Genomic DNA, 25,683 nt, shown 5'->3' with positions numbered 1-25,683 from the left:
GGCTAGATGCCCCCTCGGCGAATAGCGTCACGACGGTGCATGTCCACCTCGCCCTGCGCGCGGCCTGTGATGGGGATGCCGTGGCGGTGGATCGACTGCAGGCCCTTGATGCGGACGACCTTGGGGGCGCGCTCGTGCTTGATGCCTGAGGGCGCGAAAGCGAAGGCCGGCTTCGCGTGCATGAAGTCGGCGGTGTCGTCCATGCCGGCAACCATTTCGTCGGTGAGTGCGGGGGTCATCGGGTTGCTAGCCCACCATTTCGGGTTCAACTTGCGTCGGTCCCAGTGCGCGCAGCCGCTCGGCAACCTTGGGCGCTTTGGCTTCGCACTTTTGCATCACGGTCCCCAGCAGCGTCTGCGTGTCGCCGTCCATCCAGCCACGACGCCAGCACTCTTCAGCCATGTCGGGGTTGTCTGTGTTGATTGCCGAATCGCAGCAGAAGCCGGAGTAGCCGAACATGCCGTAGACGGCGGACGCGTTGAAGGGAGCGAAAAGACTTTTAGCCATGGTGTGTTCTCCGTGTGGTGGTACTCATGTGGCTGCAGTCACGCAGCCCTCAGGTGGTTGCGCTTGCCGGCCGCGTGCTTGCTGCGCACGGCCTGCTCGAGCGCCTGGATCGCGCTGCGGGCCTCTTCCATCTCGCGCAGGCTGCGCTGCAGGTCGTTGTCGGAGATCACGTCGTCGGCATCGCTCTCGGTCACGGCGGTAACGACGTGCGACATCTCCTGCACGATCTCGGCGAGGCCCTTGTGCAGGTTCACGGCAGGCGGCGCCTCCAGCACGGGAAGACGCACGAAGCCGCCGCTGCTGGCGTTCACCGCATTGACGTAAGCCATGCAGTTCGGCGACTTGCTCTCGACGCACAGGTCAGAGATCAGCTGGGCAGTGCCCTCGCCGAGCTTGAACTTCGGGTCGGTGCCCGACAGTTCTTTGCGCAGCGTCTCGGAGTTCTTGCCGATGCGACCGGCCACGGTGTCGACGCCACCGGGAAAGGTCTTGACCATGAGCTTCAGTGCATCAGCGGTGTTCATATCCGTTCGGTCCTTAGATGGATGTGTTGCAGCGCAGCGAGAAATCCGAGACTGCGTGCATGCAAACGAAACAAATCAGCGAAGCGCACTGGTCAGCAACACCGGTAGAGGTAGATGCAGACGTGCTCATGGCTTCGCTCGTGGAGGTGATGGCCGCAAGCTCAGTGAACCGTGGCGGCCGAAACGCCCGCCTCGCCCCAATGGGTCTGAATCAGCCAATCGATGTACTGGCCACACTCCGCAGAAGTGGCGGGCGTGTCGTGACGTGGAGCGTTTCCGCTCGCGTTGAACCAGCACGCTTGCAGGGCGTGGGCTTCATCGGAATCGCCACACGCGAAACGCACGAATCCGACGAAGGCGAGGCCGCCGTCATCAAGATCCACTGGCTCGCGTTCGAAGCCAAGCGCGGTGCGCAGTTGGGTGATGAGGGCTGAGGGCTGATGCATGTCAGTCCTCTTTCGAAAGCACCGCGAGTGCAGCGCCGGAGAGCGCGGCCGCGCCGATGAGCACGAACGGAATCTGGAGCCACATGGGGATGGAGGCCATGGCTTAGGCGCCCTCCCCGATGGCGGCCTTGGGTTCGGCGAACACTGGGAGGTCACGCTCGCCACGGTCCACCTCTACGAAGTAGTCGACCAGCGGCTGAATCGTTTGAACTCGCGGGTTCTCCCGTGAGCCGTAGACGAACTTGCGGATGAAGCTGGGAGTGACGCCCGCTGCCGCCGCAATCGCGTCAAACCTGGCTGGGCCAGCGTCGCGCAGGCGGCGCTTGAGGAATTCAGTGATGGGTTCAATGGGGGACATGGGCCTCTTTCATACCGATTTCGGTCCAAGTATTGCATACCGACAACGGTATGACAAGCGCAAGAATCCGCCCATGTCAAAAACTCCCGCGGCCACCCCGAAGAAGGGCTACCTGTCGCTGGCCGAGCACTTCAAGCGGATCGCCAACGGCCGGTCAATCGACCGCCTGCGCGTCGATATGAAGGAGGCTGGGTACGACATCGGCCAAGGCACCCTCCAGCGGCTCTCCAAGGGCGACACCGGCGTGCGGATCGACTCGATCAAGAAGTTGGCGTCGTATGCCGGTCTGCAGCTCGATGAGTTGCTACGTGGCGAGGCAGAAGAGACGGAGTTCGTCGAGATTCAGCGCGTCGACGTCAAGTTCTCCAACGGCCACGGGCAAATCGTCTACCAAGAAGACGGGAGGCCGCCCCTCTCGTTCCGGGCCGACTTCCTTCGAAAGCTCGGCATCCCGCCAGGCAAGGGCGTCGTGGTCGACGCTGTCGGGGAAAGCAACTACCCCAAGATCCTGCCTGGCGCGGTCGTGCTCGTGAACAACTCCGACCGCGACAACCTGAATGGCGATTTCTTCGCTTTCCGTGTCGATGGCGAGTTGCTCATCAAGCGCCTCAGTCGCCTTGAAGGGGCCGGAATCATCGCCACAGCAGAGAACTCTGACTTCAGGCCGAAGAACGTCATCTACCAGCGCGCCGAGGACTTTGAGGTCATTGGGCGCGCTGTGTGGATGGGCGCCGAGCTCTAAGGAGAATATCGATGCGAACCTTCATTGGCGCGGGGCTCTTGGCCATCAGTGCGATCGCCAACGCCCAGTGGGCCTCGGAGCCGACTTCAGTAATGGGAGTTGAACTCGGCGGCCGAAGGGATGCGATCCCGCGTTGCCCGCCAGGCGATGCAGCGCTTCAAGCTACGGCGCCCTGCCTAGAGGTAAGCACCTCGGACCCATCGATTGGCACGTTGTGGGGACTGCCTCTGAATTTCATCTTGGGCGGCGGCAATGTTCGCTTCGTCGATGACCGCGTGCAGCTCATTAGCTTGGCCGTCCGCCACGACGAAAGCTATCGACGGCTCAAGGAGATCCTCACCCAACGATACGGTCAGCCTCACCGGGTGTCGGCTGCAACCGTAACAGCAAATAGCGGAGCAGTGCTCGACTCGGAGGAAAGCATATGGGAGGGGCCTAGAGTCCTCATATTGCTCTCGGAACGAGCCGGCCGGATCGACCGCTCTCGAGTCGCGTTCTCGTACCGTCCACTTGGCCAAAAGAAGATTCAAGACGACGTCAATGACGCCAAGGCCGAGGCATCGAAGCTCTGACGCCTGTTGAGCAAATGCCGCCCTCCTCGCCCTGAAGAGGTTTCCGGCGGGACAAGTGGGAGTGCCCATTGCGCGAAGGCGGCCTTGCAGTGATCGAGGTTAGCCAAGCGACAAACAAGAATTTGCGAAACCACCCTGCCCTGGAGAAGCTCCGATGCAAATACAGACTGCCACCGTAGTAGTGGGAAGTGAGACTCCGGCAGGAGACGGCGTTACCGATGCAATGCGGTGCGTGCTCCAACTCGGAGATGGCGCTTTGAGGGCTGCAATTCTTAAGCGCCTGCCACTAGCCTCAGTTGTGGCTGAGGCCTTCAGCGCGCTACTGCTACGTGGTTGGGGGCTCAATGTTCCTGAGCCATTTTTGGTCCAAGAATCCAATACCGTTAGCTTCGGCAGCGCTGATGCCGCGTACCCAAGTCTCAAGCAACGCCTAGGCATAGGATCGCTGCCTGAGGGTGAACTGAAAAATCAGATGACCGCCCTGGCTTGTGGCATCGTGGTAAATCTAACGCAGACGCCGTTAGCCATCGTAGCTGACGAGGCCATCGACAATCGAGACCGGAATCTCGGCAACATACTATGGGATGGTACTGAAGCAGCTTGGATTGACCACGAGCGTGCATTGGGCCTCTTCCCCAACGACGTGGACCAAAACAAGTTGGCTTTGATGGCTTGCGCCGTCGGCGCGCATGAGGCCATGTCCGCATCCGCACTTGCAACGTGGTTCTCCCTGCCGCGCGACCGCGTTACAGAGGCAAGCACTGCAGTCGATGCGCCGCACCTTGCGGCGTTTGTGGCAAATCGAATGGCCGTGCTCGGCAATCGAATCCTCAGTCGCTTTCCGGCACCAAACGACCTATTATCAAACCATGACTGACGCCCTTGCTTTGACCACGCATCCGTGGCGCCCAGTGTTCTGGGAGCCGGTCAGCGGCACAGGCGAGCGCATCATGGCCGGCGTCATTTATCAGTTCAACGGTGAAGTCGGACACTCGCGGATCTTGCGAGACGACGTACTGGATAGTCTGTACGGACCGCAGTCAAGTGCAGGCGTGAAAAAGCTGCTGGATACAGGCCTGCTCATGCTGGCGACTGCGGCGCGCACCGCCGGCATTGCAGCCGCCGCCAGTCCATTTCTCGGCTTGCATCCAGGCGATGTTCGCGCCACTTCAGCAACAAGCATCAGCGACTTACTGAGGGTTGCAGCACTTCTGTACTCATCCCTCGCAAATTTAGACAAGCTCGATTCCTCTGAAGAATCTGACGCTCCGCTGCCCGAAGAGGTGAATCGCCGGTTCAGCACTGAAGTTAAAGAGATCGTCACTGCCCGACGGCCAGAATTGGCATCGAACTTCGGGCGAGGCGGTCCTTTGATCAACGGCGGGCAGGTTGTACGCTTTGGCTACCTGTCGTCGGTGCTAGTAGCGCATTTCAGCGTGCTGCACCCTGCACGTCAAAGCGCAAGTGTGCGCGATGCGCGCGCGCGACTCTGGGAACTTGCACGAGTTGTGGAAATGACGGGCATTGGTTCAGCCGCTTTGATCACTGCAGTTCCTCGACTTGACGACGCGACGCTTGGAGATCGCCAACGCACTCAAATCAAGGAAAACACCTTGGAGATCACGCGAGAGGCGGACGCCTCAGACATTCGCCTGCTCCCAGTTCACACCGCTGAAGAAGGTGCCCAGGCTCTTTTGAGTAGAGCGTGAGGTTCAACCAAGTTGGGAACCTTCGCCGAGCTGCCACGCTGGCGATGCAAGAGTTGCAGGCGCCCAGCGAGTGTTTCCTCACAGGCGCCGCCTACCCGCCCCCTCCCGGTACAGCACAGCTCCAACCTCCCCCAGGACCGCCCAGTCGTCTTCTGTGAGGTGATCGCGGGCGAGTTCCATCCAGGCCGCCAAGTTGGCAATGGCGTCGTCTAGGCCTGCCCTACTTCGCAGCATGTCGAGCAGACCGGCCCGCTCCTCAAATAGCTGAATGATGGGGTGAACCATCGGCGCACTGTGCGCGCAGACCATGGCGCGCGCAAGACGAGGCGCGCGCCTCTGCTGCTCGACGCCGAATCGATAGCGTGAAACTAATACCGAATACGGATGTGAGCAAATAATTCATCGATGCAGCATACCGATTTCGGTTGCCATTTCATACCGTTCTCGGTACATTTCATCCCAACGCAGCACCCCGCTGCCTCTTGGAGTGAAGAACATGGACTCTCTGCTGCTGATTGACTCGCAGCTCTTCCAGGAAGAGTGTGAAGTCACGGTTACCGAGCATCCGGATGACGAGGCTGCAATGGCTTTCGTTGCGGAATGCCTGGCTGGCGACGAACTGTCGCTCGAGGTGTCTTGATGCTCGCGCCGAACTTCTCCGACGTGGCCGTGCGTCCGTTCCCCAAGGTTCGCCTGGCCATCGTCGGCCGACCCGCTGCCGAGCACGACGAGCGGGTGCGTGCGTACCGCGCCAAGCTGGCGGCCACCACGCGCACCGAGTGGGGCTATCGGATGGCCGACCGCTCGGAGCATCACAACCATGGCGCTCGGCACTTTGCGGCGCTGCAGGTTCTGCAGACCGAATTGGACCCCGATGGTGCGATTTGGCGCGAGTACATGCCCGAGGGATTCGACATTCCGCAGCCGCCCGTCGGAGGTGTCGCATGAACACCCGTCGCTACCCGCGCACCACCGATGAGGCCTTCGGCCCCTACAACCGCTCGAGCCAGTGCGAGATCGAGCCCATGCCCGATGACCGCGACGGCCCCACTGCTGCCGACTTCGCGCTCTACATCGCGTTCGTGATCGCCATCTTCGTCGTCATCAAGTTCGATGACGCGCCAACCGCGCCTCAGGCGGCGCCCCAAACCACCGCCATCGCGGCGAACAAGAAGTGACCGTGAACATCATCCACAGCCCCATCGGGGATTCTGCCGACGCAGCCGACGAGCTGCCCCGCACTCCCCTTTCCACCGCTATCAGCGGCCTTGCTGCTGCCATCTTTGCCGTGTCTTGCATTGCTGCCGCGGCTATTCATTTCATCAGAGGTTGAGCATGACCGAAGTTCTTGAGCGGCCGACTCTGGCCATCGCCGAATACTCCCCTACGGCTGCCGCGCTGGCAGACCTGCGCGCCCGCATGGCTGACGTGGTCTATGACCTGTCCACCGGCAAGGGCATGGACATTGCCAAGAAGGACCGCGCCGAGGTCCGCAGCCTGCGCACGGCGCTGGAAGCCAAGCGCGTCGAGCTCAAGGCGCCGGCGCTGGAGCGCTCGCGGTTGATCGACGCCGAGGCCAAGGCGCTGACCGCCGAGCTGCTCGAGCTTGAGCAGCCTATCGACGCGCAGATCAAGGCCGAGGAAGCACGCAAGGCGGCCGAGAAGGCGGCGCGCGAAGAGGCCGAGCGCAAGGCTCTCGCAGTGATCCGCGAACGTATCGACAGTTTCCGCCACATCGCCGTGACCGCGACCGGCCTCCCCTCTGCAGGGATTCAGGCACTGATCGACGGCCTGCGCTCCATCGAGATCACCCTCGACGAGTTCGGCGACTGTGCCGGCGAAGCTGCACAGGCCAAGCAACAGACGCTGGATCGCCTCGACCTGATCCTCGACCAGGTGCAGGAACACGAAGCCGAGCAGGCCCGAATGAAGGCCGAGCGCGAGGAGTTGGTTCGCCTGCGTGCCGAGCAGGAAGCACGCGAAGCCTCTGAGCGCGCCCGTGCCGCTGCCGAGCAGAAGGCGCAGGCCGAAAAGCTGGCCGCCGAACGCGCCGCCTTCGAGAAGGAGCAGGCCGCTGCCCGAGCCGAAGCCAAGAAGCGCGAGGATGCCGATCGCGCCCGCCGCGACGAAGAAGACCGACTGGCCCGCGAAGCGCGTGCCGCCGAAGACAAGCGCATCGCCGACGCCCGCGCGGCACTGGAAGCCGAGCAGCGCGCCTCACGGCAAGCCGAACAAACTCGCATCGATGCCGAGGCCGCAGCAGAACGCAAGCGCCTGGACGATGAAGCAGCCGAGGCCCGCCGAGTCAACGAAGAAGCCCGCGCAGCCGAACACAAGCGAGTCATGGATGAGATGGCCGCAGAAGCTGCAGCCGCCGAAAAGAAGCGCAAGACCGACGCCGAGGCGGCCGCAAAGCTCGCCGCTGCACAGAAAGCCGGCCCCCGCCTTCTGGCTGCACTGAAGGGCGTCGTGCGCGTTGCCGATCGGGAAACCGCCGAATTCATCGAAGCCCGCGCCGCCATCGCCGAAGGAGAGGCAGCATGAACGACCTGATCGAAATGCCTCGCGGCGGCATGGTGTCTGCCGCCAGCGTTAACCCTGCAGCCGTGGTCCTCTCGCACGCCAAGACCGTGCAGGAGGTCATGAAGTCGGTCATGAAGTCGAACGTGCACTACGGAACGATTCCCGGAGCGGGCGACAAGCCCACGCTACTGAAGTCGGGCGCAGAAGTGCTTTGCATGACGTTCCGCATCGCCGACAAGTACCAAGTCACCGACCTGTCGGCGGCCGGGTCCATCCGTTACCGCGTCACTTGCATTGCCGAGCACCAGCAAACCGGCGAAATCCTCGGCTCGGGCCTGGGCGAATGCTCGACCGATGAAGAGAAGTACCGCTGGCGCAAGGCGGTCTGCAAAGAGGAATTCGAGGCCACCTCCCCAGAGATGCGCCGCGTGAAGTACGGACGCAAGCAAGGCGGCCACTACACCGTCGAGCAGATCCGCACCGAGCCGGCCGACCTTGCGAACACCGTCCTGAAGATGGCCTGCAAGCGCGCCAAGATCGCGATGGTCCTGAACGTCACCGCTGCATCGGACATGTTCAGCCAGGATCTCGAAGACCTCGATGCCGAGCTGGTCCGCCACCTCGCCGAAGACGAGCGCGAAGGACAGATGCAACTGGTCCGCGACGAATGGTCCGCCAAGGCCGCCGGCGCAACGAATGAGGGCGAGTTGCGCAAGGTCATGCAGGAGGGCGTGAAAGTCTTCCAGGCCGCTCGAGACAAGGACGGCTACTCCGCCTTTGCCAAGGCCGTGCAGACCCGCGGCGCCGTGCTCAAGAGCTCGGCACAACCCCAGACCCACGAACACAAAGAGGCCGCCCATGCGTGACTTCAAATTTCGCTGCTCTTCCATCGGCAAGCTGATGACTGAGCCCAAGACGCAGAAGGAGGGCCCGCTGTCCGTGGGCGCCAAGACCTACATCCGCGAGCTCGCCGCGCAGGAGATTTTCGGCGTCGACTTCGAGGTGTCGAGCAAGCAGATGGAAAAGGGCATCCTGGTCGAGCAGGACTCCATCGACCTGCTGAACCGCGTCCGAGGCCTGGCGCTGACGAAGAACACCGAGCGCCGCTCGAATGACTTCCTGACCGGCGAGTGCGACCTGTTCGATGCGCCGGCGCGCCGTGGTCATGACACGAAATCGTCGTGGTCAATCGCGACCTTCCCGATCGCCACTGTGGACTGCGAAGACAAGCTCTACGAGTGGCAGATGCGCGGCTACATGGCGCTCTGGAACGCCGACGAGTGGGAGGTGAATTACTGCCTCGTCGACACGCCCGAGAAGCTGATCGGCTTCGAGCCGCTGGCCATGCACGTCGTCGGGCACATCCCCGAGAACATGCGCCTGACCTCGTGGACCGTCACGCGCGACCTGGACAAGGAAGCCGCGATGTTCCAGAAGGTGATGCACGCCCGCGCCTACATGGCCGAGGTGATCGCTGAGTTCGACCGCTCGCATTCGGTCGCCGAACTTCTTCAAGCTGCCTGAGGCCCACCATGCCCCCCACAGACAGCAGAGCGCTCGAACTGACCGCGAACATCCAGGTTGTTGGATCGACGCTCTACGTGCTCAACGACCGTCACATCCCCTCGAATCTTTGGTCCGCGCAGGTTCAGCCCGGCTTCGATGGCAACGACCGTCGCCTAAGCATCGCCGAATGCGAGGTCATCGCGGAAAAAATCGCTGCGGATCTTTCCGCCGCCCTCACCTCCCCCGTAGCGCCCGAGCAGGTAGTGGCGGCAGAGCAAGCGCCGATGACTCTCGACCAGTTCTTCGAGGAGGCCAAGCGCATTGGATTGACGGCGGATGTCTTCGCAGGCCAGTTGGCAGAGCGCCCAGAGTTCGCCGACTGCCTTCCGGACGGAGCACCCGCACGGTGCCCATTCTGCGGGGCGGTGCCGGCAATGCCCGAAGGAACGCCTGGGGTGTGGCGACAGCATTTTGTAGTGAAGTGCGGCACGGTGAACTGCTACGGAAATCCGACCACTCGTGCAACCTACGCCACCTGTGCCGAGGCCGTCTCCGTTTGGAATGCTCGCGCCATGCTCGCCGCCTCACCCGAGGCAGCACCAGCGGCAATGGAGGTCGCCCTTGCCGAAGCGAAGGCGCTGGCCGACAGCGAGGGCTCGCGGGCGGTGAAGTACCTGAGAGTCATTCGCAAAGTGCGTGCTGTCGTGGACGAATGGTCCGAGGTTGATCTGCCTGACTCGCCACTCTCCCGCATCCGAACCATCGTCGCCTTTGCCGGCACGCAGGCCACAGCGACACCGGCCGCACCGAGCGCGGCGGATGCTGCCTATGAGAACGAGCATCCTGCGGCCAAGCGAATGCGTGAAGCCTTCGAAGCCAAGTATGGGCATGCCTCCAACCTGATGCGCGCTGCGAACCACTGGTTCAACGTTCGAACCGAATGGAACGAAGCGTGGAATCGTGACCGTGAAAAGCCCGTCACCGAAGACGACGTGGCTGCAGCCGAATCGGCGATGCTCGCCGCCCTCGCCCAGCCCGCGCCCGTGCAGCCCGCAACGATCAACGGCAAGCCCGCAACGGCCCATTCGCTCTTGGCCGCGCTGATCGACATCTACGACGACGAGCAGAACAATGCGCCCGAACATCGGTGCTACATCGAAAGCGCGTGGTCTGATGTGCTAACGCGGGCTCGCAGTTTTCTCGCCGCGCCCGTGCAGGCAGGAGCACAGCAGGCGGTGGCGTGGGAAGACGGTGCGGAGAAGTACCTCGCCGACATCATTTGCCGTGCCCCGGAGCCCTTGCGTCAACTCGGCGACTGGCTGGCAACACACCTCGATGAAGACGATTGGAAGACCGCTGAGCGCTACGTGCTCGGCGCCACAGAAGCGGTAGCCGCACGAGAGAAGCGTTGGGATGCGGTGGTCCGCCTCTCCCACGATCTGGACGACGAGGCGCAACACATCACCGAACGGCAGGCCTACGACTTCGCCACGCAGTTCCGCGTGCTTGCGGGCCTTGATGGTGAAGCCGCTGCTGATTCCCTCGCCGCCCCCACTCAGGCAGGGGCGGGAGATGCGCTGGATGCGGACGAGTTGCAGCTGTTCGAGATGACTGTCGATCAGTTCGAGGAGTGCGGCGAAACGGTTACCGACTACGAGACGCTTCTGCGCTGGGCGAACATGGGGCTGCTGGAGTGCTCACGCTTCGACGTGTTGCCGAAGGGAGTGGCCCTGCTCAGCGCCGCACTCAAGGGCGCGAGCCCCCCCGAGGGGGATGCATGAAAAGCGCCACCAAGCTATCCCTGTGCCCGTTCTGCGGTGCACAGATGACGATTGCACCAGTTGGCCGCGACTGGTGGCGTCTTGACGCTGATGTCGATCATCACGAGGACTGCATGCTGCTTGGCCGTCCGTTCGACGTTGCTCAGACCGATGAGCAGCGCGAGCTTCTGGTCAAAGACTGGAACACCCGCTCCGCATCACCAGCGCCAGGGCGGGCGCCGCTGACGGATGAGCAGATCGCAGTGCTGCTGTTTCTCTATGGCCTGGGCAACCTAGACGGATGTGGATTCGGCGACCGTCCACTCGGCGAACGCGGCCTGTACTGGTGGCGCAAACACCTGCGCTCAGCCTTCCCGGGCATCGCTCCTGCTGGCGGGATTGGAGGCGAGTGATGCGAGTGCTCGTAGCTTGTGAATACAGCGGGCGCGTCCGGGATGCCTTTCGTGCAATGGGACACGACGCCTGGTCATGCGACCTGCTGCCCTCGGATAGCAGTCAGTCGTACCACGTTGAGGGCGATGTGCGAAAGGAGCTTGAACGCGGATGGGATTTGATGGTAGCGCACCCGCCCTGCACGTACCTCACGCGCGCGGGCGCTCGCTGGTGGAAAGGCCGAGAGGCTGAGCAACAGGAGGCTCTGGACTTCGTGCAGCTGTTGATGGATGCGCCGATCCCCCTCATCGCCATCGAGAACCCGCCTGGTGCTATCGGAACACGCATTCGCCCTGCCGACCAGTATGTTCAGCCATGGATGTTTGGCCACCCGGAAACGAAGTCCACCGGGCTTTGGCTCAAGGGCTTGCCCAGACTCAGGGCGACGAATGACGTGAAGCAGGAAATGCTCGCGCTCCCGATGAAGCTGCGCAGCCGAGTTCATTACGCTGCGCCAGGCCCGGACCGCTGGAAGGAGCGCAGCACCACCCTACAAGGTATAGCCGAAGCCATGGCCGAGCAGTGGGGCAACGCCGATCAGTTCCAACTGGAGGTTGCATGACAACCCTGCCCATCGTGGCCTACTCAAAGGCCGGCAAAGAGCACACGCCCCGCATGCGGATGCTCAACGAGACCTTCGTTCAAGGCGTTTGGGATGTGGCTCTCGTCCGCCTCTCCGACGCCGAATCCGCCCTCAAGGCCCGTGACGCGGAGATCGAGAGCGCCAAGATCACAGCATTGAATCAGGCGCACGAGATCGTTTGGCGGTTCGCAAGAAAGCAGGCCAAGGCAAACGACAGAGGCGTGGTGATGCTCGCTGCCGACGAGATCCGCGCCGCCATCGATCAGGCCCGAGCAGAGGGCGCAATGAAGGAAGGGACGAAATGAAGACCAACGGAGCAACCTGGAAAGCGTACCTCGCATCGTGGCCTGACGGCCAGTGGTACGACGATCACGATGAGTCGATCAACGGTGAGACATTTGATGGCGACCCCGAAGATGACGCAGTCGTGGAGGTCACTTGCGGAGTCGTCTATGCCGACGATAACGACCACGAAGGCAAAGACTTGATCCGCCACTTCCGAGCATGGGAGCGCGCTCAGACGCACGCGAACGTGCTGTGTAGCATCCCCAAGGACAAGCTCGAAGACCTATCCGCGCTGCTCAAGGGCATTGGCGGCAAAGTGCTGAAGGGGTAATCCATGACCACCACCGAAGCCTTCGAGGCGCCCGCACCTCTGATCGTCGTGTTCCCGCGCGGCCAGCTTTCACCCGACGACAAGGCACGCATGGAGCTGCACGGCATTCTCTGCGTAGAGGCCGAATCGCCAAAGGATGTGTGCCAGCTCCATCTGTCCGCCCCGCTGTTCACGTCGCAAATCACGGGCGACGTAGCACCAGACGGCACACACTGGGCGCTACTTTGTCGGTATGGAAGTAAAAATTGGTGGAACCCGCTCACCGACGACGGCGACGCGCTGCGGCTGGCTGTAAAACTTGGGCTGGAGGTCTACCACTCCATCAACGATGGGCAGTGGACGGTGTTCGTCGGCTACCCCAAAGACCAGCGCATCGTCTACGTGATGGAACCGTACGGCGACGACCCCATGGCCGCCACTCGACGCGCAATCACCAGAGCCGCCGCCGAGATCGGGCGGACTCGCGATGGGGGAGAAATGGGATGAGCGCAAGCACCGAAGCGCTGGCCAAGGCCAAGAAGCCAGCGGCTGCACCGATAGTCCACATCCGCCCCCTCTATCTCGCGCGGCCTGACGCGGCTGCCTTCCTGGCCATCTCGGAGAGCACGCTGGACAACCTAGTCTCGCGCGGCGATCTGCCCAAGCCCCGCAAGCTCAGCGCGGGGCGCACGGCATGGCTTGTCGAGGACCTCGAGAACTGGGGGCGCGATCGACCGGAATCCGACCTCCTGCCGCCCAAGAACAGCGGCTATGGTCGTGCTGGTGCGCCGGCGGCAGCCTGAATTGGTCGACAATCTCTGGCGTAGCTTTTGGCGTAGGTTTCAGTGAAGCAGCGGTGTTTTCACTGGAGGGCGAGGTTCTACCATTGAACTACACCCGCAGCAGGCGCGGATTCTACCGTCAGTTCCCTTGAGCGCCGTCTGGACTCAGGTCTGCAATTCGTCCCGTCGCAGCCGCAGTGCGGCGCGCCCCTTCGGCGTGATGAGCAGGAGGACCGCGACGCGCCCACCCGCGCCGCTGGCGGCCGGTGGCAGCACGGCTTCGATGAGATGCGCGGCGACCAGCAGGGTCGCGCAGTGGATGTCGGCTTCGTCGCGGACGGCCATCGGGAACGACGCATCTTCGATGCGCTCCAGAAAATCCATGGGCATGGGAAAGCTCCTCAGGAAACGAGGCGCAGTCTAGGTCGTAGTGACCCCGGAAATGCAGTGCGGACGGGTTGCTTTGTAACCAATTCGACAGGTCGGCCCGCGCGAGAACTTTCGCACGACAACGCACCGCAGTTCTGCCCAAGTGCTCTCAGGGGTGCGTTCATCGACCGCTGTTCGCCCGCCCTCGCACCGCCCCCGGCAGCGCCGCCACACGCTGCGCCAGAAAGTCGACCAGCACTTGCACGCGCAGCGGCAACTGGCGGCGCGGCGCATAGAGCAGATGCAGTTCCTGCGCGGGCCCCGTGTGCCGCGCGAGCACGCGCACCAGCCGCCCTTGCGCGAGCAGGTCCGCGACCATCCACGTGGGTTGCAGCGACACGCCCGCGCCCGCCAGCACGCTGTCGAGCAACGCCACGGCGTTGTTGACGCGGTAGCGGCTGCGCACCGGCACGGTCACCGCGCCGTCGGGGCCCGTGAGCAGCACGCCGTCGTCGCCCGACGCATAACGCAGGTAGTCGTGCGCCAGCAGGTCCTGCGGCTTGCGCGGCTTGCCGCGTGCGGCCAGGTAGTCCGGTGAGGCGACGAGCACGCGCGGCCAACTTCCTAAGTGGCGCGCGACGAGGTCGGGCGGCAGCGCGCCGCCAACGCGCAGCGAGACGTCGATGCGCTCCTCGCGCGGATCGACGAAGCGGTCGTCGAGCACCAGCTCCAGTTCGATGTCGGGGTACAGCCGCAGGAACTCGACCGCCATCGCGTTGAGATGCCGCTGCCCCAGCGTGACCGGCGCACTCACGCGCAACAGGCCGCGCGGCTGCTGCACCTGCGCGCGCGCATCGGCCACGGCGTCGCCGTAGTCCTCGAGCATGCGGCGCGCGCGTTCGTGAAAGCGCTGGCCCTCCTCCGTGAGGCTCAGGCCGGTGGCTGCGCGCCGCAGCAGCCGCACGCCCAGCGATCGCTCCAGCCCCGCGACCAGCTTGCTCACGGTGGGCTGCGTGGTGTCGAGCGCGCGGGCCGCGCCCGAGAGGCTGCCGAGCTCGACGCTGTGCACGAAGGCGGAGAGTGCGCGAAGGGTGTCCATGGGGTCATTCGATTCAGGAATGCTATGCATGCCATTCTGCCTTCTACCCCTCGCGATTCGAATGGAAGAAAGTTCGCCCATCGACACTTCTTTCACCTGAGGACATTCACATGACCGCTTCGCGACTCACTTCCCTCCTGCGCCAAGGCGCGCTCGCCCTTTCCCTCGCGGGCGCCGCCACCGCCTCCGTTGCAGCGCCCACGCACTGGAGCCCCAGCTGGATGGCCGCCACCCAGCCGCTGTGGGACGAAAGCTTCGTGCTGCCCCTGGGCATTCCCGCCCGCTTCGAGCGGCAGACGCTGCGCCAGGTGGCGCGCCTGAGCATTGGCGGCACGCGGCTGCGCGTGGTGATCAGCAACGAAGGCGGCACCACGCCGCTGCACATCGGCGCCGCGCGCGTGGCCCGCCATGCGAGCGGCTCGGCGGTCGTCGAAGGCTCCGACCGCGTGCTGCGCTTCGGTGGCCGCAGCGACGTGACGCTGCCGCCCGGCGCGCGCCTCGTGAGCGACCCGGTCGACCTGCCGTTGCCCGCACTGAGCGAGGTGGCCGTGTCGCTCTACCTGCCGGAACCCAGCCAGCCCGCGGGCTTTCACTTCGATGCGCGGCAGACGCTGTACATCGCCGACGGCGACCTGAGCGCCGCCGCGCGGCTGCCGGCCGCCGCCACCTCGTGGAGCACCCGCGTCTACGTGAGCGGCCTGATCGTCGAGACGCCGCAAGCGCCCGTCACCGTCGTCGCGCTGGGCGACTCGATCACGGACGGCAACGGGTCCACGCCCGGCGCCCACACGCGCTGGCCCGACGCGCTGGCCGAACGGCTCGCGCCGCGCGGCGTGGGCGTGCTCAACGCGGGCATCTCGGGCGGCCGGTTGCTGAAGGACGGCATGGGCCGCGCGGCGCTCGAACGCGCGGCCCGCGACGTGTTCGCGCAGCCCGGCGTGCGCGCGATGATCGTGCTGCTGGGCACCAACGACATCGGCTGGCCCGGCGGCCCCTTCGCGCCGCAGGAACCCGCGGTGCGCGCCGAGACCGTGATCCAGGGCTTTCGCCAGCTGATCGAGATGGCCCATGCCCACAACGTGCGCATCGTGGGCGCGACGATTCCGCCGAACGAACGTGCACTCGAAGGCACGCCGCTGGCCGGCCACCACTCGCCCGAGAAAGACACCGTGCGCCAGGCCGTCAACCGCTGGATCCGCGAAGGCGGCGCCTTCGATGCAGTGGTCGATGTCGACGCACTGCTGCGCGACCCGGCCCGGCCTGCGCGGCTGAAGGCCGCCATGGATTCGGGCGACCACCTGCATCCCGGCGACGCCGGCTACCGGGCGATGGCGGCGGCCATCGACCTCGACGCCTTGCTCGGCAACGATCTTCGATAGACTGCAAATATACTGTACATAAATACAGTCTTTTCTTTAGAATGGCTCGTCTCCAAGAACAACATTCGAGGCGACGCCATGACCACCGCCAACCCGCCTGCGCCCTCGGCGCAGGTGCTTTTTTTCTCCTCGCGACAGCATCCGTTGCAGTCGCGTCCGCGCACCACCGGCAAGACAGGCCGGATTTCGAACTGGCCCTTCCGCGTGACGCGGGAGCACGGCCACGACGACAGCAACGAGCAGGATGACATCCGCGTTCAGGCGGCGCGCGTCATCCGGACGACGGCCGCGCATTGGTGGCCGCCGGAGCCCTGAACCGCCTTTTCATCCTTCTTCCCCCGGAGAACTGCAATGGACGACTTCAACCGCGGCGATGCGTTTGCGAACGGGCCCGAACCCGACTGGGATTCCCCCGCTTTCGAGAGGCAACGCCACCTTCTCATCGCGCTGTTTCCCGAGCCCGAGGTGCAAGCGGCGATCGAAGCGCACCGCAAGGAATGGATCTGGCCCAAGGGCCACTACTTTCCTCGCAGCCCGCGACTGCACCTGACGCTCCACTGCTTCGGCGACCAGCCCAAGGAGGTCGAGAAACGCCTGCGTGAAGCGCTCGCCCAGGTTCGGGTGCGGCCCATGAGCCTCGTGCTGGACAGCTCGCGCACATGGCGCAACGACATCGCGGTGCTGCAGCCCGCCGAGCACGGCGCCTTGCGCACCCTGCATGCGGACATCGGCCGTGCCGTCCAGAAGGCGGGCATCGTCACGGAAACGCCGACGTTCACACCGCACATCACCATCGCCCGCCGCACCGAGGGTGCGGCCTACCCGATGCGCCTGCCGCCGATCCCGTGGCACGTGAGGAAATTCCTGCTCGTGCGCTCGTTCACGTCGCATCCCGTCGAGCACAAGGTGCTGGCCACCTACGAGGCCGACGAAGAAGACAAAGAAGACGCCGTCTGACAACGGCGGGCCGGCTTTCGTGGCCTGATCGGGTGAGACAATTTTCGGCGCCCATCGAACCCACGCCACGCCCGCCGCATGCTGACACCACCCGATATCGCCCCCGACGCCGTTCAAGCGCGTCTCGCCGAAACCTACGACCTGCAGGTGACACGCGCGGAATTCCTGCCGCTGGGCGCCGACGTCGATTCGGCCGCGTTCCGCATCGAGGCATCGGATGGCCGCGCGTACTTCCTCAAGCTGCGCCGAGGCGGCTTCACGCCCGCCGTGGTCGACGTGCCGGCCGTGCTGCATCACACCTGTGACATCGACGCCGTGATGGCCCCGCTGCTCACGCGCACGCGGCGGCTCAGCGTGCAGGACCATGGCTTCGACTGGGCGCTCTACCCGTTCTTCGATGGCGTCGACGGCTTCACGCGCACGCCGACCGACCGGCAATGGACCTTGCTCGGCACCGCGCTGAACGCCATCCACCGCACCGAGCTGCCCGAATCGCTGCGCGCGGGCCTGCCGCGCGAAAGCTACTCGCACCACTGGCGCGAAGGCGTGCGCCGCTACCAGCGCCGCTTCATCAACGGCGTGGCGGGCGACGATCTGGTCAAGCGTTTCCTCGCCTTCTGGGACGCGCACGACGAAGAGATCGATTCGATCGTCTACCGCAGCGAACAGCTTGCCTCGATCCTGCTCGAGAAGTCGCTGCCGCAGGTGCTGTGCCATGCCGACCTGCACGCGGGCAACGTGCTGCTGGGCGACGACGACCGCCTGTGCATCGTCGACTGGGACACGCTGATCCTCGCGCCGAAGGAGCGCGACCTGATGTTCATCGGCGGCGGGGTCGGCGGCGTGTGGAACCAGCCGCGCGAAGAAGCGCTGTTCTTCCAGGGCTACGGCACAAACGAGGCGATCGACACGCTCGCCCTCGCCTACTACCGCCACGAACGCATCGTGCGCGACCTGCTCGAGTTCTGCGACCAGATGTTCGACCCGCAGGCCAGCCGCGAAGACCGCGAGGAAGGCCTGCGCCAGATGGCGAGCCAGTTCGAGCCGGGCAACGTGGTCGCCGTCGCGCACCGGGACTACGACGCCATCACCTGACGAGCGCGGGTCAGATCAGCAGGTCCTGCGCGTCGTCCTCGAAGCCCGCCACGGGCTGCGCCTTGGCCAGCGCCAGCCAGACCGAAAAAGGAAGGCGCTCGAAGGCGCGGTGCACCGCGGCGCGCGCCACCACGAGGCGTTCGCCCTCGAGCACCATCACGCCGCATTCGGCCGGGATCTCGTCGGGCGACGCGATGCAGCGGCCCTTGGCGTCGTTGCCCAGCACGTACCAGCACTCGCCGCCCAGGTCGAGATAGGCCGCGCGCTTGTCGGGCTTGCGCAGGTCGCCCAGCAGGTCGGCGCGGCTGACCTTCACCTCGTGCACGATGGGATGCGCATAGGCCTCGACGCTGGTGTTGCGGATCGAGAAGACGTCGGGCCGCGCCATGCACCAGCGCGGCTTGCCGCCCTCCTCCAGCGGCGGCAGGCGCGCGCGCAGGCCCAGGCCGCGCCAGGCGATGCGGCCGCCGCGCGTCATCTCGCGCGCCACGCGTTCCACCAGCGCCTCGTGCGGCGACAGCGCCGCGCGGTTGACGGTGAGCGTGGTGGCGATGCGCGCAATGCCCGCGTCGGTCACGCGCAGCGTCTCGTGGCCCAGCGCGCCGCGCACGCGTTCGAGAAAACCGCCCGCGAGCAGCTCGACCTCGATGGTGTCGCAGCAGGGCCAGCCGGCCGAGCGGTAGATCTCGCGCAGCCGCCGTGCGTGCGGCTTGCCGAAAGGCACGGCGGTCTGCAGGGGCGGCGGGTCGCTCACCGGCGGCGGAAAACCGGGGTCCGTCACCGGGGGCACGACGGGCGGCGGATCGCCTTCGGGCGGCAGCACGGGCGGCGGCGGTGGCGGCATGGGCACATCGGGCGCGGGCGGCGGCGGGCCGATCGGCGTGGCGACGACCTCATCGGCAAGAGCGATTGCGGCGGTTGCGGCGAGTGCGGACATGGGAGGAACAGGTTAGCGAAAAGTGAGGGGCGGTGCGAGGCATGGAACGATCGGTTGCATTCGCAATGCCTCAGTGGAAGTCGCGGCTGGTGTTGCTCTGCGCCAGCCGGCCCAGCAGCGGCGTGAGATCCTTGAAGCCGGTGGCGATCAGGTGCTGCACCTTGCCGCCGCTGTCGTCGTCGCGCTGCCAGGTGCCCTGCACCGCGAGCAGGTGCGACTTGAGCAACGGCTCGCGCCAGGCCTCGATGACGTGGCTCCAGACGATCACGTTGACGTTGCCGGTCTCGTCCTCCAGCGTGACGAAGATGGTGCCGTTGGCGGTGCCGGGCCGCTGCCGGCCCTTGACGATGCCGCAGGCACGCACGGTCTGGCCGCTGCGTGCGGCGCGCAGCTCCACCGCGCTCATGAGATTCATGCGCGCCAGGCGCGGGCGCAGCAGCGCGAGCGGATGGCGGCGCAGCGTGAGGCCCAGCGCCGCGTAGTCGCCGACGATCTCTTCGCCCTCGGGCGCGGCCGGCAGCAGCAGCGCCTGTTCGTGGATCGGCACGCCCTTGAGCAGGGCCGACGAGCGATGCTGCGCGGTGGCGTCCCACACCTGCTGGCGCCGATGGCCCGAGAGCGACATCAATGCATCGGCCGCCGCGAGCGCGGCCATGTCCTTGCCGTCGAGTTCCGCACGCAGGGCCAGGTCTTCGGTGCTGCTGAAAGGCGCTTGTGCACGCGCTGCGAGCAGGCGCTTGGCGCCAGCGTCGCTGAGGCTCAGGACCCGGTTCAGGCCCAGCCGCACGGCAGGCTGGTGGTCGTTGCCCAGGCGCTCGGCGTAGCGCGTGTCGGTGCCTGCGGGCATGCGCGGTGCATCGGGCGCGCGGGCTTCGAGCGTGGTGTCGATCTCGCTGCACGTGACGTCGACCGGCCGCACCTCGACGCCATGGCGGCGCGCGTCCTGCACCAGCTGCGAAGGGCTGTAGAAGCCCATCGGCTGCGAGTCGAGCAAGGCGGCGAGGAAGCAGGCGGGTTCGTAGTTCTTGAGCCAACTGCTGATGGTGACCAGCAGCGCGAAGCTCGCGGCGTGGCTTTCGGGGAAGCCGTAGTCGCCGAAGCCCATGATCTGCTTGAAGATGGCTTCGGCGAAGGCCTCCTTGTAGCCGTTTCCGGTCATGCCTTTGACGAGCTTGTCGTGAAACTTCCCGAGACCGCCCTTGCGCTTCCATGCCGCCATCGCGCGGCGCAGCTGATCGGCCTCGTCTGCCGTGAACTTGGCCGCGATCATCGCGATCTGCATCACCTGCTCCTGGAAGATCGGAATGCCGAGCGTGCGTTCGAGTGCGGGGCGAAGTTCGTCATCCTCATAAATGATTGGCAGCTTCTTTGCCACCCGCTCACGCTGCTTGAGATACGGATGCACCATGCCACCCTGGATGGGCCCGGGCCGCACGATCGCGACCTCGATCACCAGGTCTTCATAAGTGCGCGGCTTCAGTCGCGGCAGCATCGACATCTGCGCGCGGCTCTCGATCTGGAACACGCCGATGGTGTCGGCGTCGCAGATCATGTCGAAGACGTTCTGGTCGTCGTTGGGGATGTGGTGCATCTCCATCATCGAGCCCCGCCAGCGGTTCATGTGGTCAAGCCCGCGCCGAATCGCACTGAGCATGCCCAGCGCGAGCACGTCGACCTTGAGCATGCCCATGGCCTCGAGGTCGTCTTTCTCCCACTGGATGACGGAGCGCTTTTCCATCGACGCCTTCTCGACCGGCACCAGCCGCGTGAGCTTGGTGTGCGTGAGCACGAAGCCGCCCACGTGCTGGCTCAGGTGGCGCGGAAAGCCCTTGAGCCGCTGCGTCATCTCGATCCACTGGACCAGCTTGAGCCGGTCTTCCTTCACGCCGACGCGCGCGGCGGCCTTGTCGAGCTGTTCGCCGAGCGCGGTGTCGTCGAACCAGTAGTGGTCCTTGGCGAATTCGTCGACCAGCCGCTCGTCGATGCCGATGGCCTTGCCGACGTCGCGCAAGGCGCTGCGCGAGCGGTAGCAGATGACGACGGCGGCGATGGCGGCGCGCTCGCGGCCGTACTTTGCGTAGATGTACTGGATGACTTCTTCGCGCCGCTGGTGCTCGAAGTCGACGTCGATGTCGGGTGGCTCATTGCGATGGCGGCTCAGAAAGCGCTCGAACAGCAAGGTGGCCTTGTCGGGGTTGACGGCAGTGATGCCGAGGCAGTAGCACACCGCCGAGTTGGCCGAAGAGCCGCGCCCCTGGCAGAGGATGCCCTGCGAACGCGCGAAACGCACGATGTCCTCCACCGTGAGAAAGAACATCTCGTACTGGAGCTCGGCGATCAGCACGAGCTCTTTCTCTACCTGCCCGCGCACCTTGTCGGTAATGCCGTCCGGGTAGCGCACGGCCGCCCCTTCCCAGGTCTTGCGCACCAGCGTCTGCAAGGGTGTCTCGCTGCTGCCCACGGTTTCGAGCGGGTACTTGTAGTTGTCGCGAATCACCTTCGGATCGAACCTGCACCGCCCGGCCACCACCAGCGTGTTCGCCAGCATGTCGGGCAGATAAAGCGCCGCCAGCCGCACCCGCTGGCGCAGGTGCCGCTCCGCATTCGACTGCAGCGCAAAGCCGCACTCGGCGACGGTCTTGCCCTCGCGCACGGCCGTCAACACGTCGTGCAGCGGCTTGCAGGCACGCACGTGCATGTGCACGTCACCGGCCGCCACGAGCGGCACGCCCGTCTGCTCGCCCGCCTGCATCAGCGTGACGAACCACAGGTCGTCGTCGAACTCGTTGAACAGCTCCACGGCCAGCCAGAGGCTGTCGCCGTACAGCGCCTTGGCCGCTGCCAGGTCTTCCTGCAAGGAGGCTGCATCCGGCATACCACCCGGCGGACGGTGCGGCACGAAGAGCACCTGGCAGTCCTGCAGCGAAGCCACGTCGCTGCCCTCCCAGCTCACGCGGTACTCGCCCTTGGGCAATTCGGTGTTGCGCGCAGCGGTGATGAACTCGCAGAGGTTGCCCCAGCCTTCGGTGTCGTTCGCGATCACCACGAGCTTGAAGCGCTCGAAGTGGAATTCGCTGCCGAACAGCAGGCGGAAGGCGGGGTTGCGCGGGATCGGTGGTTCATCCGGGTGCTCGCGCTCGTACGCGTCGAGCTTCGCAGGCAGATCACGCAATGCGACATAGGCACGCACGATGCCCGCCACCGAGCATTCATCGGTGATCGCCAGCGCCGAGTAGCCCAGGTGATAGGCGCGCTCCACCATGCCCTCGGGCATCGATGCGCCGCGCTGGAAGCTGAAGTTCGTGAGGCAGTGCAGCTCGGCGTAGTCGGGCAACCCCGGCACCGGCTTCTGCCGCTGCGGCAGCACATGCACCTTGGCAGGCTGGCGCTTGCGCTCTTCCTTGCCGCTCAGGTCAGGCATAGAAGCCTTGCAGATACCAGCGCACCTCGCCCGACGAAAAGCGCGCGGCGGGCCGCTCGCGAAAGATCCACACCAGGCCGGCCTCGGGGCTTTCGGCCACGTAGTAGTCGCGCATCGCGGGCTGGCCGCCGTCTTCTTCGCCGCCCCACCAGCCGGCCTCGACGCGCTGCGGCCCGACCAGCTTGCGCAGCGGCCCGCAGTAGCACGGGCGCTCGCCGTCCATCTCGAGCCGCAAGGGCTCGGGCAGCAGCCAGGGCGGATAGATCGCATCGGGCTGCGAGGCGGCGTCCTGGCGGGCCTTGTCGGGTGCAGGCGTTTTCTCTTTCTGCAGCGCGGGCCGCCACCGCTGCTGGCGCTCCGGCCGGTGGTCGGCCTGCGCGAGCGGCACCACCACCTGGTCGGCGCCGAGCCGCACGCTGAGCCGTTCGACCATCTCGTGCAGCTTGTCGCCCTTGCGGTTGTCTTCCGGCAGGAAGCTGGTGCTGGCGCCGGCCAGCGGATCGGTTTCGAGCGTGCGCAGCTTCAGCCAGCTCGCGGGCGCGGCCAGCGTGGTGAGCGCGAGTTTTTCGGACAGCAGGCGGCGCAGGTGCGCCATGTCCTGCGTGGGCTCGGCCGTGCGCACGGTGAGCTGCTGGTGCGGCGGCAGGGTCACGCCGTTGAGGCGCCGCAGGTCGAGCGTCCACTGCAGCTCGAGCGCACGCGCGCCGCGCTGGCGGGCGCGCAGCCAGATCTGCAGCGCCGAGAGCAGGCGGTTGGCCGACCACATGAGTTCGGGCCCGGTCTCGGCCAGCGCGGGCAGTTCGAGCTTCTGCTCGAACACGTCGGGCAGCGTGAGCCAGGCGTGGCTTTCGGGGCGCAGGCCCCAGGCGATGTCGAGCGCCTCGCGCAGCCCGGTGCCGAAGCGCCGCGTGAGGCCGCCACGCGGCAAGGCGGCCACCTCGCCCCAGGTGCGGCAGCCCAGGCGCGCGAGCAGGTCGAGGTGGCCTTGCGCGGCCGTCAGCGTGTCCAGCGGCAGGCCGGCCGGCACTTCGGCGGGCCGGTGCTCGTTGCGCGCGAACAGGCGCAGCCGCGCCAGCGCGATCAGGCTGGTGGCGCCCTGCGCGCCGCGCATGCGCGCGTCGGGCGCGGGGTTGAGGGCCAGCAGCTGGCGCATCAGCGGTGCGCGACCGCCCCACAGGCGCTCGCAGGCCGAAACCTCGAGCATCAGCGCCTCGTCCTGCCAGGCGACGTGCGGCGTGAACTGCAGCGCCCACCAGCCCAGGGCCTCGGGCGGGGGCATGTCGGGGGCGTCGGCTTCTTCGGACTCAGACGACCACTGCAAGGCGATCCAGTGCATCCGGGCCTCCTTTCCATGCGTCGATGCGCACCACCGTGGCCGACGGCGCGGCGGCCGGTGCCACGGGCGGCGGCAGGCGCAGCTGGCGCCGCACGCGGGCGGCGGCCAGCAGCGCGCTCATGCGGGCGTTGCGCGCCGGCACCCGCACCGGCGCGGCCAGCGGCGGCCCCCGGCGCTTGAGCAGGTGCAGCGCGATCTGCGCCGGATCGTCCGGGCAGCGCTCGGCACGCAGGCGCAGGCGCGCGGGCGAAGCCGACAGCGCCACCGACTCGGGCCGGCACACGAACAGCAGCACCTCGTGCTGCGCGGCGGCCAGCTGCAGCCGCCGCAGCTCGCCCACGCGGGCCTGCGGCAGCCAGGCGACGACGGCGGCGATCTCGGCGCAGCGCAGCGCCTGCTCGCAGGCCCACAGCCGCGCGGCCGGGGCGTCGCTGCGCACGCACATCAGCGCCTCCACCGGCAAGCCCTGCGCCGCCAGCGCGGCGCCGCAGGGTTCGTAGGGCGCGCCGACCAGCACCACCGGCCCGCCGCGCGCTTCCACGGCCTGCGCCAGCGCGGGCAGCAGCAGGCGCCAGACATGGGCCTCGGGCGTGGCCTGCAGCAGCTCCGTCATCGCGCCCACGGGCCAGCCGCCGCCGGGCAGCTCGGCGTCGAGCGCGGCATGCCCGGTGGCCACGACCTGCGCGTCGGCCAGGCCGAGTTCGTCGGCATGCCAGACGCCGCGGCCCGCGGCGGTGGAAAAGGAGTCGAGGAAAGGGAGGCCCATGATTGCAGTTGTTAACTGTATTTTTATACAGTATTTCTCAGGTCGCAACCAGCGATCGATTTACCTGCGAAGGCCCGCGCCTTAAGATCGGTTTATTAACAATTAGTGACCATGAGACACAAAAAGATTCACCTGCGGCTTCTGGCCCTCGCCGCCCTCGTCTTCGCAGGGGCGCCCGCCTCGGCCCAGCCCGCCAAGCCGCTCCTGATCGGCCAGACCTACGTGCAGACCGGCCCGCTCGCGTCGCTGTCGACCGAGCCGCTGGTGGGCATCCGTGCCATGTTCACCGCGCTGAACGCGAGCGGCGGCGTCAACGGCCGGCCGGTCGAGCTGCGCCAGCTCGACGACGCCTACGACCCCGCCAAGGGCGCCGAGAACGTCAAGACCTTCGCGCGCGACGGCGCCGTGGGCGTGCTGATGCCCATCGGCACCTCGTCGGCGGTCGGCGCACTGAAGGCGGCCAACGAGCTGAAGATTCCCGTCGTCGGCCCCTACACGGGCGCGGGCCCGGTGGTGAAGTTCAGCGAGTTCGGCTTTCCGGTGCGCATCAGCTTCGACGAGGAATACAGCCGCATCGTGAACCACCTGTTCACCATCGGCCTGTCGCGCATCGCCTTCGCGCACAACGACAACCCCGGCGCGCGCTCGGCGATGGAGAGCACGCAGAAGTTCATTGCCGAACGCGGCGACAAGATGGTCGGCAGCGTGGCCATCAAGAACGACGGTTCCGACGCGGCCGACCGCGCCGCCGAACTGGCCAAGCTCAAGCCCAAGGCCGTGGTGCTGTCGGCCACCAACGACGTGGCGGCGAAGTTCATCGCGGCCTACCGCGCGACCGGCGGCGAGACGGCCTTCTATTCGTTCTCCTTCCTGAATGGGCAAAAGCTGTTCCAGGACATCAAGAAGGACGCGGCCGGCGTGGTCATCTCGCAGGTCGTGCCCTACCCGTGGAACAGCGCGATGCCGGTGATTGCCGAGTACCAGGCGGCGATGAAGAAGATCGGCATGACCGAATTCAGCTACGCGAGCCTGGAGGGCTACGTCACGGCCAAGGTCATGGTCGAGGGCCTGAAGCGCGCGGGCGCCAACCCCACGCCCGAGTCGCTGCAGAAGGGCCTGGAGTCGTTCAAGACGCTGGACCTCGGCGGCATCGCCGTGTCGTACCGGCCCGGCGAGCACCGCGGGCTGACCTTCTCGGAGCTCTCGATGCTCAAGGCCGACGGGCGCTACCTGCGCTGAGCCCTTCCGCCCGCCGGCATGGCGG

The 25,683-nt window shown here is 65.8% G+C and carries 34 protein-coding genes; 23 read left to right on the top strand and 11 right to left on the bottom strand.

Annotation, left to right across the window (positions count from 1 at the left end; all coding sequences use genetic code 11):
- Nucleotides 1–2: 2 nt before the first annotated feature.
- From AC07OH_RS03635 to AC07OH_RS03615, 5 genes are all read right to left on the bottom strand, one after another.
- A complete protein-coding gene (locus AC07OH_RS03635) occupies nt 3–239 on the bottom strand; it encodes a hypothetical protein (RefSeq protein ID WP_495299628.1) in 237 nt (78 codons plus the stop codon).
- A 7-nt stretch (nt 240–246) separates the two neighbouring features.
- Nucleotides 247–507, bottom strand: coding sequence for a hypothetical protein (locus AC07OH_RS03630; protein ID WP_495299627.1), 261 nt, complete (start codon nt 505–507; stop codon nt 247–249).
- 38 nt (nt 508–545) lie between these two features.
- Complete coding sequence (locus tag AC07OH_RS03625) at nt 546–1,031, bottom strand: phage regulatory CII family protein (protein WP_495299626.1); 486 nt, start codon at nt 1,029–1,031, stop codon at nt 546–548.
- A 161-nt stretch (nt 1,032–1,192) separates the two neighbouring features.
- Nucleotides 1,193–1,477 carry a hypothetical protein gene (locus AC07OH_RS03620; RefSeq protein ID WP_495299625.1) on the bottom strand — a complete coding sequence of 95 codons (285 nt, stop codon included), beginning with the start codon at nt 1,475–1,477 and terminating at the stop codon, nt 1,193–1,195.
- 103 nt (nt 1,478–1,580) lie between these two features.
- Nucleotides 1,581–1,835 (bottom strand): hypothetical protein, encoded by a 255-nt coding sequence (locus AC07OH_RS03615; RefSeq protein WP_495299624.1) that lies wholly within the window; start codon nt 1,833–1,835, stop codon nt 1,581–1,583.
- A 73-nt stretch (nt 1,836–1,908) separates the two neighbouring features.
- On the opposite strand from AC07OH_RS03615, the gene AC07OH_RS03610 reads away from it, so the two are divergent.
- The 18 genes from AC07OH_RS03610 to AC07OH_RS03525 all read left to right on the top strand — a co-directional run bounded on the left by AC07OH_RS03610 (nt 1,909) and on the right by AC07OH_RS03525 (nt 13,081).
- Entirely contained in the window at nt 1,909–2,577 is a 669-nt protein-coding gene (locus AC07OH_RS03610) for a S24 family peptidase (RefSeq protein WP_495299623.1), read from the top strand.
- A gap of 11 nt (nt 2,578–2,588) precedes the next feature.
- Entirely contained in the window at nt 2,589–3,149 is a 561-nt protein-coding gene (locus AC07OH_RS03605) for a hypothetical protein (protein WP_495299622.1), read from the top strand.
- Nucleotides 3,150–3,510: 361 nt separating this feature from the next.
- Nucleotides 3,511–4,026, top strand: a complete 516-nt coding sequence (locus tag AC07OH_RS03600) for a hypothetical protein (RefSeq protein ID WP_495299621.1) — start codon at nt 3,511–3,513, stop codon at nt 4,024–4,026.
- Entirely contained in the window at nt 4,019–4,858 is an 840-nt protein-coding gene (locus AC07OH_RS03595; RefSeq protein WP_495299620.1) for a hypothetical protein, read from the top strand. Before AC07OH_RS03600 ends, AC07OH_RS03595 begins: the two co-directional genes overlap by 8 nt.
- A gap of 496 nt (nt 4,859–5,354) precedes the next feature.
- Nucleotides 5,355–5,498 (top strand): hypothetical protein, encoded by a 144-nt coding sequence (locus tag AC07OH_RS03590; protein ID WP_495299619.1) that lies wholly within the window; start codon nt 5,355–5,357, stop codon nt 5,496–5,498.
- Nucleotides 5,498–5,806, top strand: a complete 309-nt coding sequence (locus AC07OH_RS03585; RefSeq protein WP_495299618.1) for a hypothetical protein — start codon at nt 5,498–5,500, stop codon at nt 5,804–5,806. Before AC07OH_RS03590 ends, AC07OH_RS03585 begins: the two co-directional genes overlap by 1 nt.
- The gene (locus AC07OH_RS03580) at nt 5,803–6,036 is read left to right on the top strand and encodes a hypothetical protein (RefSeq protein WP_495299617.1); all 234 of its coding nucleotides are present in this window, start codon (nt 5,803–5,805) and stop codon (nt 6,034–6,036) included. Before AC07OH_RS03585 ends, AC07OH_RS03580 begins: the two co-directional genes overlap by 4 nt.
- A 2-nt stretch (nt 6,037–6,038) precedes the next feature.
- Nucleotides 6,039–6,191 carry a hypothetical protein gene (locus tag AC07OH_RS03575; RefSeq protein ID WP_495299616.1) on the top strand — a complete coding sequence of 51 codons (153 nt, stop codon included), beginning with the start codon at nt 6,039–6,041 and terminating at the stop codon, nt 6,189–6,191.
- A 2-nt stretch (nt 6,192–6,193) separates the two neighbouring features.
- Nucleotides 6,194–7,402: a hypothetical protein gene (locus AC07OH_RS03570; protein WP_495299615.1), complete on the top strand. Its 1,209-nt coding sequence runs from the start codon at nt 6,194–6,196 to the stop codon at nt 7,400–7,402.
- Nucleotides 7,399–8,247 (top strand): hypothetical protein, encoded by an 849-nt coding sequence (locus tag AC07OH_RS03565; RefSeq protein WP_495299614.1) that lies wholly within the window; start codon nt 7,399–7,401, stop codon nt 8,245–8,247. Before AC07OH_RS03570 ends, AC07OH_RS03565 begins: the two co-directional genes overlap by 4 nt.
- Nucleotides 8,240–8,905 (top strand): hypothetical protein, encoded by a 666-nt coding sequence (locus AC07OH_RS03560; RefSeq protein ID WP_495299613.1) that lies wholly within the window; start codon nt 8,240–8,242, stop codon nt 8,903–8,905. Before AC07OH_RS03565 ends, AC07OH_RS03560 begins: the two co-directional genes overlap by 8 nt.
- A gap of 8 nt (nt 8,906–8,913) precedes the next feature.
- Complete coding sequence (locus AC07OH_RS03555; protein ID WP_495299612.1) at nt 8,914–10,668, top strand: Lar family restriction alleviation protein; 1,755 nt, start codon at nt 8,914–8,916, stop codon at nt 10,666–10,668.
- Nucleotides 10,665–11,060: a hypothetical protein gene (locus tag AC07OH_RS03550; protein ID WP_495299611.1), complete on the top strand. Its 396-nt coding sequence runs from the start codon at nt 10,665–10,667 to the stop codon at nt 11,058–11,060. The genes AC07OH_RS03555 and AC07OH_RS03550 overlap by 4 nt, the downstream gene beginning before the upstream one ends.
- Nucleotides 11,061–11,314: 254 nt before the next feature.
- The gene (locus tag AC07OH_RS03545) at nt 11,315–11,662 is read left to right on the top strand and encodes a hypothetical protein (RefSeq protein WP_495299610.1); all 348 of its coding nucleotides are present in this window, start codon (nt 11,315–11,317) and stop codon (nt 11,660–11,662) included.
- A complete protein-coding gene (locus tag AC07OH_RS03540) occupies nt 11,659–11,988 on the top strand; it encodes a hypothetical protein (protein WP_495299609.1) in 330 nt (109 codons plus the stop codon). The genes AC07OH_RS03545 and AC07OH_RS03540 overlap by 4 nt, the downstream gene beginning before the upstream one ends.
- Nucleotides 11,985–12,299 carry a hypothetical protein gene (locus AC07OH_RS03535; RefSeq protein WP_495299608.1) on the top strand — a complete coding sequence of 105 codons (315 nt, stop codon included), beginning with the start codon at nt 11,985–11,987 and terminating at the stop codon, nt 12,297–12,299. The genes AC07OH_RS03540 and AC07OH_RS03535 overlap by 4 nt, the downstream gene beginning before the upstream one ends.
- Nucleotides 12,300–12,302: 3 nt before the next feature.
- Nucleotides 12,303–12,785 carry a hypothetical protein gene (locus AC07OH_RS03530; protein ID WP_495299607.1) on the top strand — a complete coding sequence of 161 codons (483 nt, stop codon included), beginning with the start codon at nt 12,303–12,305 and terminating at the stop codon, nt 12,783–12,785.
- Complete coding sequence (locus AC07OH_RS03525; RefSeq protein ID WP_495299606.1) at nt 12,782–13,081, top strand: helix-turn-helix transcriptional regulator; 300 nt, start codon at nt 12,782–12,784, stop codon at nt 13,079–13,081. Before AC07OH_RS03530 ends, AC07OH_RS03525 begins: the two co-directional genes overlap by 4 nt.
- A 144-nt stretch (nt 13,082–13,225) precedes the next feature.
- On the opposite strand, the gene AC07OH_RS03520 is transcribed toward AC07OH_RS03525, so the two are convergent.
- Together AC07OH_RS03520 and AC07OH_RS03515 are read right to left on the bottom strand one after the other, a co-directional pair.
- On the bottom strand, nt 13,226–13,450 hold the full coding sequence (locus AC07OH_RS03520) for a hypothetical protein (RefSeq protein WP_489057113.1): 225 nt from the start codon (nt 13,448–13,450) through the stop codon (nt 13,226–13,228).
- Between the two features lie 160 nt (nt 13,451–13,610).
- Nucleotides 13,611–14,528: a LysR family transcriptional regulator gene (locus tag AC07OH_RS03515; protein WP_495299605.1), complete on the bottom strand. Its 918-nt coding sequence runs from the start codon at nt 14,526–14,528 to the stop codon at nt 13,611–13,613.
- Nucleotides 14,529–14,638: 110 nt separating this feature from the next.
- On the opposite strand from AC07OH_RS03515, the gene AC07OH_RS03510 reads away from it, so the two are divergent.
- The 4 genes from AC07OH_RS03510 to AC07OH_RS03495 all read left to right on the top strand — a co-directional run bounded on the left by AC07OH_RS03510 (nt 14,639) and on the right by AC07OH_RS03495 (nt 17,959).
- Entirely contained in the window at nt 14,639–15,907 is a 1,269-nt protein-coding gene (locus AC07OH_RS03510; RefSeq protein ID WP_495299604.1) for an SGNH/GDSL hydrolase family protein, read from the top strand.
- A 78-nt stretch (nt 15,908–15,985) separates the two neighbouring features.
- Nucleotides 15,986–16,222 carry a hypothetical protein gene (locus tag AC07OH_RS03505; protein WP_095744954.1) on the top strand — a complete coding sequence of 79 codons (237 nt, stop codon included), beginning with the start codon at nt 15,986–15,988 and terminating at the stop codon, nt 16,220–16,222.
- A 36-nt stretch (nt 16,223–16,258) separates the two neighbouring features.
- The gene (thpR, locus tag AC07OH_RS03500; RefSeq protein WP_390344644.1) at nt 16,259–16,864 is read left to right on the top strand and encodes an RNA 2',3'-cyclic phosphodiesterase; all 606 of its coding nucleotides are present in this window, start codon (nt 16,259–16,261) and stop codon (nt 16,862–16,864) included.
- 78 nt (nt 16,865–16,942) lie between these two features.
- Nucleotides 16,943–17,959 (top strand): phosphotransferase enzyme family protein, encoded by a 1,017-nt coding sequence (locus AC07OH_RS03495; RefSeq protein ID WP_495299603.1) that lies wholly within the window; start codon nt 16,943–16,945, stop codon nt 17,957–17,959.
- A 10-nt stretch (nt 17,960–17,969) separates the two neighbouring features.
- Here the strand turns inward: AC07OH_RS03495 and AC07OH_RS03490 are convergent, their stop codons facing one another.
- From AC07OH_RS03490 to imuA, 4 genes are all read right to left on the bottom strand, one after another.
- Nucleotides 17,970–18,896, bottom strand: a complete 927-nt coding sequence (locus tag AC07OH_RS03490) for a hypothetical protein (RefSeq protein WP_495299602.1) — start codon at nt 18,894–18,896, stop codon at nt 17,970–17,972.
- Nucleotides 18,897–18,966: 70 nt separating this feature from the next.
- Nucleotides 18,967–22,317 (bottom strand): error-prone DNA polymerase, encoded by a 3,351-nt coding sequence (locus tag AC07OH_RS03485; RefSeq protein ID WP_495299601.1) that lies wholly within the window; start codon nt 22,315–22,317, stop codon nt 18,967–18,969.
- On the bottom strand, nt 22,310–23,653 hold the full coding sequence (locus AC07OH_RS03480; protein ID WP_495299600.1) for a Y-family DNA polymerase: 1,344 nt from the start codon (nt 23,651–23,653) through the stop codon (nt 22,310–22,312). Before AC07OH_RS03480 ends, AC07OH_RS03485 begins: the two co-directional genes overlap by 8 nt.
- Entirely contained in the window at nt 23,622–24,419 is a 798-nt protein-coding gene (gene imuA / locus AC07OH_RS03475) for a translesion DNA synthesis-associated protein ImuA (protein ID WP_495299599.1), read from the bottom strand. Before imuA ends, AC07OH_RS03480 begins: the two co-directional genes overlap by 32 nt.
- Nucleotides 24,420–24,530: 111 nt before the next feature.
- On the opposite strand from imuA, the gene AC07OH_RS03470 reads away from it, so the two are divergent.
- On the top strand, nt 24,531–25,658 hold the full coding sequence (locus AC07OH_RS03470) for an ABC transporter substrate-binding protein (RefSeq protein ID WP_495299598.1): 1,128 nt from the start codon (nt 24,531–24,533) through the stop codon (nt 25,656–25,658).
- Nucleotides 25,659–25,683: the final 25 nt, after the last annotated feature.

Source organism: Variovorax sp. GW821-FHT10C12 (assembly GCF_059415405.1).
This window is presented reverse-complemented; position numbering and strand designations above follow the sequence as displayed.

Bases quoted from the DNA above. Each gene is read 5' to 3' on its own strand.
- AC07OH_RS03530 (WP_495299607.1), top strand. From the start codon at position 12,303: ATGACCACCACCGAAGCCTTCGAGGCGCCCGCACCTCTGATCGTCGTG.
- AC07OH_RS03610 (WP_495299623.1), top strand. From the start codon at position 1,909: ATGTCAAAAACTCCCGCGGCCACCCCGAAGAAGGGCTACCTGTCGCTG.
- AC07OH_RS03590 (WP_495299619.1), top strand. From the start codon at position 5,355: ATGGACTCTCTGCTGCTGATTGACTCGCAGCTCTTCCAGGAAGAGTGT.
- AC07OH_RS03515 (WP_495299605.1), bottom strand. From the start codon at position 14,528: ATGGACACCCTTCGCGCACTCTCCGCCTTCGTGCACAGCGTCGAGCTC.
- AC07OH_RS03605 (WP_495299622.1), top strand. From the start codon at position 2,589: ATGCGAACCTTCATTGGCGCGGGGCTCTTGGCCATCAGTGCGATCGCC.
- imuA (WP_495299599.1), bottom strand. From the start codon at position 24,419: ATGGGCCTCCCTTTCCTCGACTCCTTTTCCACCGCCGCGGGCCGCGGC.
- AC07OH_RS03470 (WP_495299598.1), top strand. From the start codon at position 24,531: ATGAGACACAAAAAGATTCACCTGCGGCTTCTGGCCCTCGCCGCCCTC.
- AC07OH_RS03550 (WP_495299611.1), top strand. From the start codon at position 10,665: ATGAAAAGCGCCACCAAGCTATCCCTGTGCCCGTTCTGCGGTGCACAG.
- AC07OH_RS03560 (WP_495299613.1), top strand. From the start codon at position 8,240: ATGCGTGACTTCAAATTTCGCTGCTCTTCCATCGGCAAGCTGATGACT.
- AC07OH_RS03585 (WP_495299618.1), top strand. From the start codon at position 5,498: ATGCTCGCGCCGAACTTCTCCGACGTGGCCGTGCGTCCGTTCCCCAAG.
- AC07OH_RS03570 (WP_495299615.1), top strand. From the start codon at position 6,194: ATGACCGAAGTTCTTGAGCGGCCGACTCTGGCCATCGCCGAATACTCC.
- AC07OH_RS03580 (WP_495299617.1), top strand. From the start codon at position 5,803: ATGAACACCCGTCGCTACCCGCGCACCACCGATGAGGCCTTCGGCCCC.
- AC07OH_RS03595 (WP_495299620.1), top strand. From the start codon at position 4,019: ATGACTGACGCCCTTGCTTTGACCACGCATCCGTGGCGCCCAGTGTTC.
- AC07OH_RS03495 (WP_495299603.1), top strand. From the start codon at position 16,943: ATGCTGACACCACCCGATATCGCCCCCGACGCCGTTCAAGCGCGTCTC.
- AC07OH_RS03630 (WP_495299627.1), bottom strand. From the start codon at position 507: ATGGCTAAAAGTCTTTTCGCTCCCTTCAACGCGTCCGCCGTCTACGGC.
- thpR (WP_390344644.1), top strand. From the start codon at position 16,259: ATGGACGACTTCAACCGCGGCGATGCGTTTGCGAACGGGCCCGAACCC.
- AC07OH_RS03490 (WP_495299602.1), bottom strand. From the start codon at position 18,896: ATGTCCGCACTCGCCGCAACCGCCGCAATCGCTCTTGCCGATGAGGTC.
- AC07OH_RS03555 (WP_495299612.1), top strand. From the start codon at position 8,914: ATGCCCCCCACAGACAGCAGAGCGCTCGAACTGACCGCGAACATCCAG.
- AC07OH_RS03635 (WP_495299628.1), bottom strand. From the start codon at position 239: ATGACCCCCGCACTCACCGACGAAATGGTTGCCGGCATGGACGACACC.
- AC07OH_RS03525 (WP_495299606.1), top strand. From the start codon at position 12,782: ATGAGCGCAAGCACCGAAGCGCTGGCCAAGGCCAAGAAGCCAGCGGCT.
- AC07OH_RS03510 (WP_495299604.1), top strand. From the start codon at position 14,639: ATGACCGCTTCGCGACTCACTTCCCTCCTGCGCCAAGGCGCGCTCGCC.
- AC07OH_RS03615 (WP_495299624.1), bottom strand. From the start codon at position 1,835: ATGTCCCCCATTGAACCCATCACTGAATTCCTCAAGCGCCGCCTGCGC.
- AC07OH_RS03540 (WP_495299609.1), top strand. From the start codon at position 11,659: ATGACAACCCTGCCCATCGTGGCCTACTCAAAGGCCGGCAAAGAGCAC.
- AC07OH_RS03620 (WP_495299625.1), bottom strand. From the start codon at position 1,477: ATGCATCAGCCCTCAGCCCTCATCACCCAACTGCGCACCGCGCTTGGC.
- AC07OH_RS03505 (WP_095744954.1), top strand. From the start codon at position 15,986: ATGACCACCGCCAACCCGCCTGCGCCCTCGGCGCAGGTGCTTTTTTTC.
- AC07OH_RS03625 (WP_495299626.1), bottom strand. From the start codon at position 1,031: ATGAACACCGCTGATGCACTGAAGCTCATGGTCAAGACCTTTCCCGGT.
- AC07OH_RS03565 (WP_495299614.1), top strand. From the start codon at position 7,399: ATGAACGACCTGATCGAAATGCCTCGCGGCGGCATGGTGTCTGCCGCC.
- AC07OH_RS03485 (WP_495299601.1), bottom strand. From the start codon at position 22,317: ATGCCTGACCTGAGCGGCAAGGAAGAGCGCAAGCGCCAGCCTGCCAAG.
- AC07OH_RS03535 (WP_495299608.1), top strand. From the start codon at position 11,985: ATGAAGACCAACGGAGCAACCTGGAAAGCGTACCTCGCATCGTGGCCT.
- AC07OH_RS03480 (WP_495299600.1), bottom strand. From the start codon at position 23,653: ATGCACTGGATCGCCTTGCAGTGGTCGTCTGAGTCCGAAGAAGCCGAC.
- AC07OH_RS03520 (WP_489057113.1), bottom strand. From the start codon at position 13,450: ATGCCCATGGATTTTCTGGAGCGCATCGAAGATGCGTCGTTCCCGATG.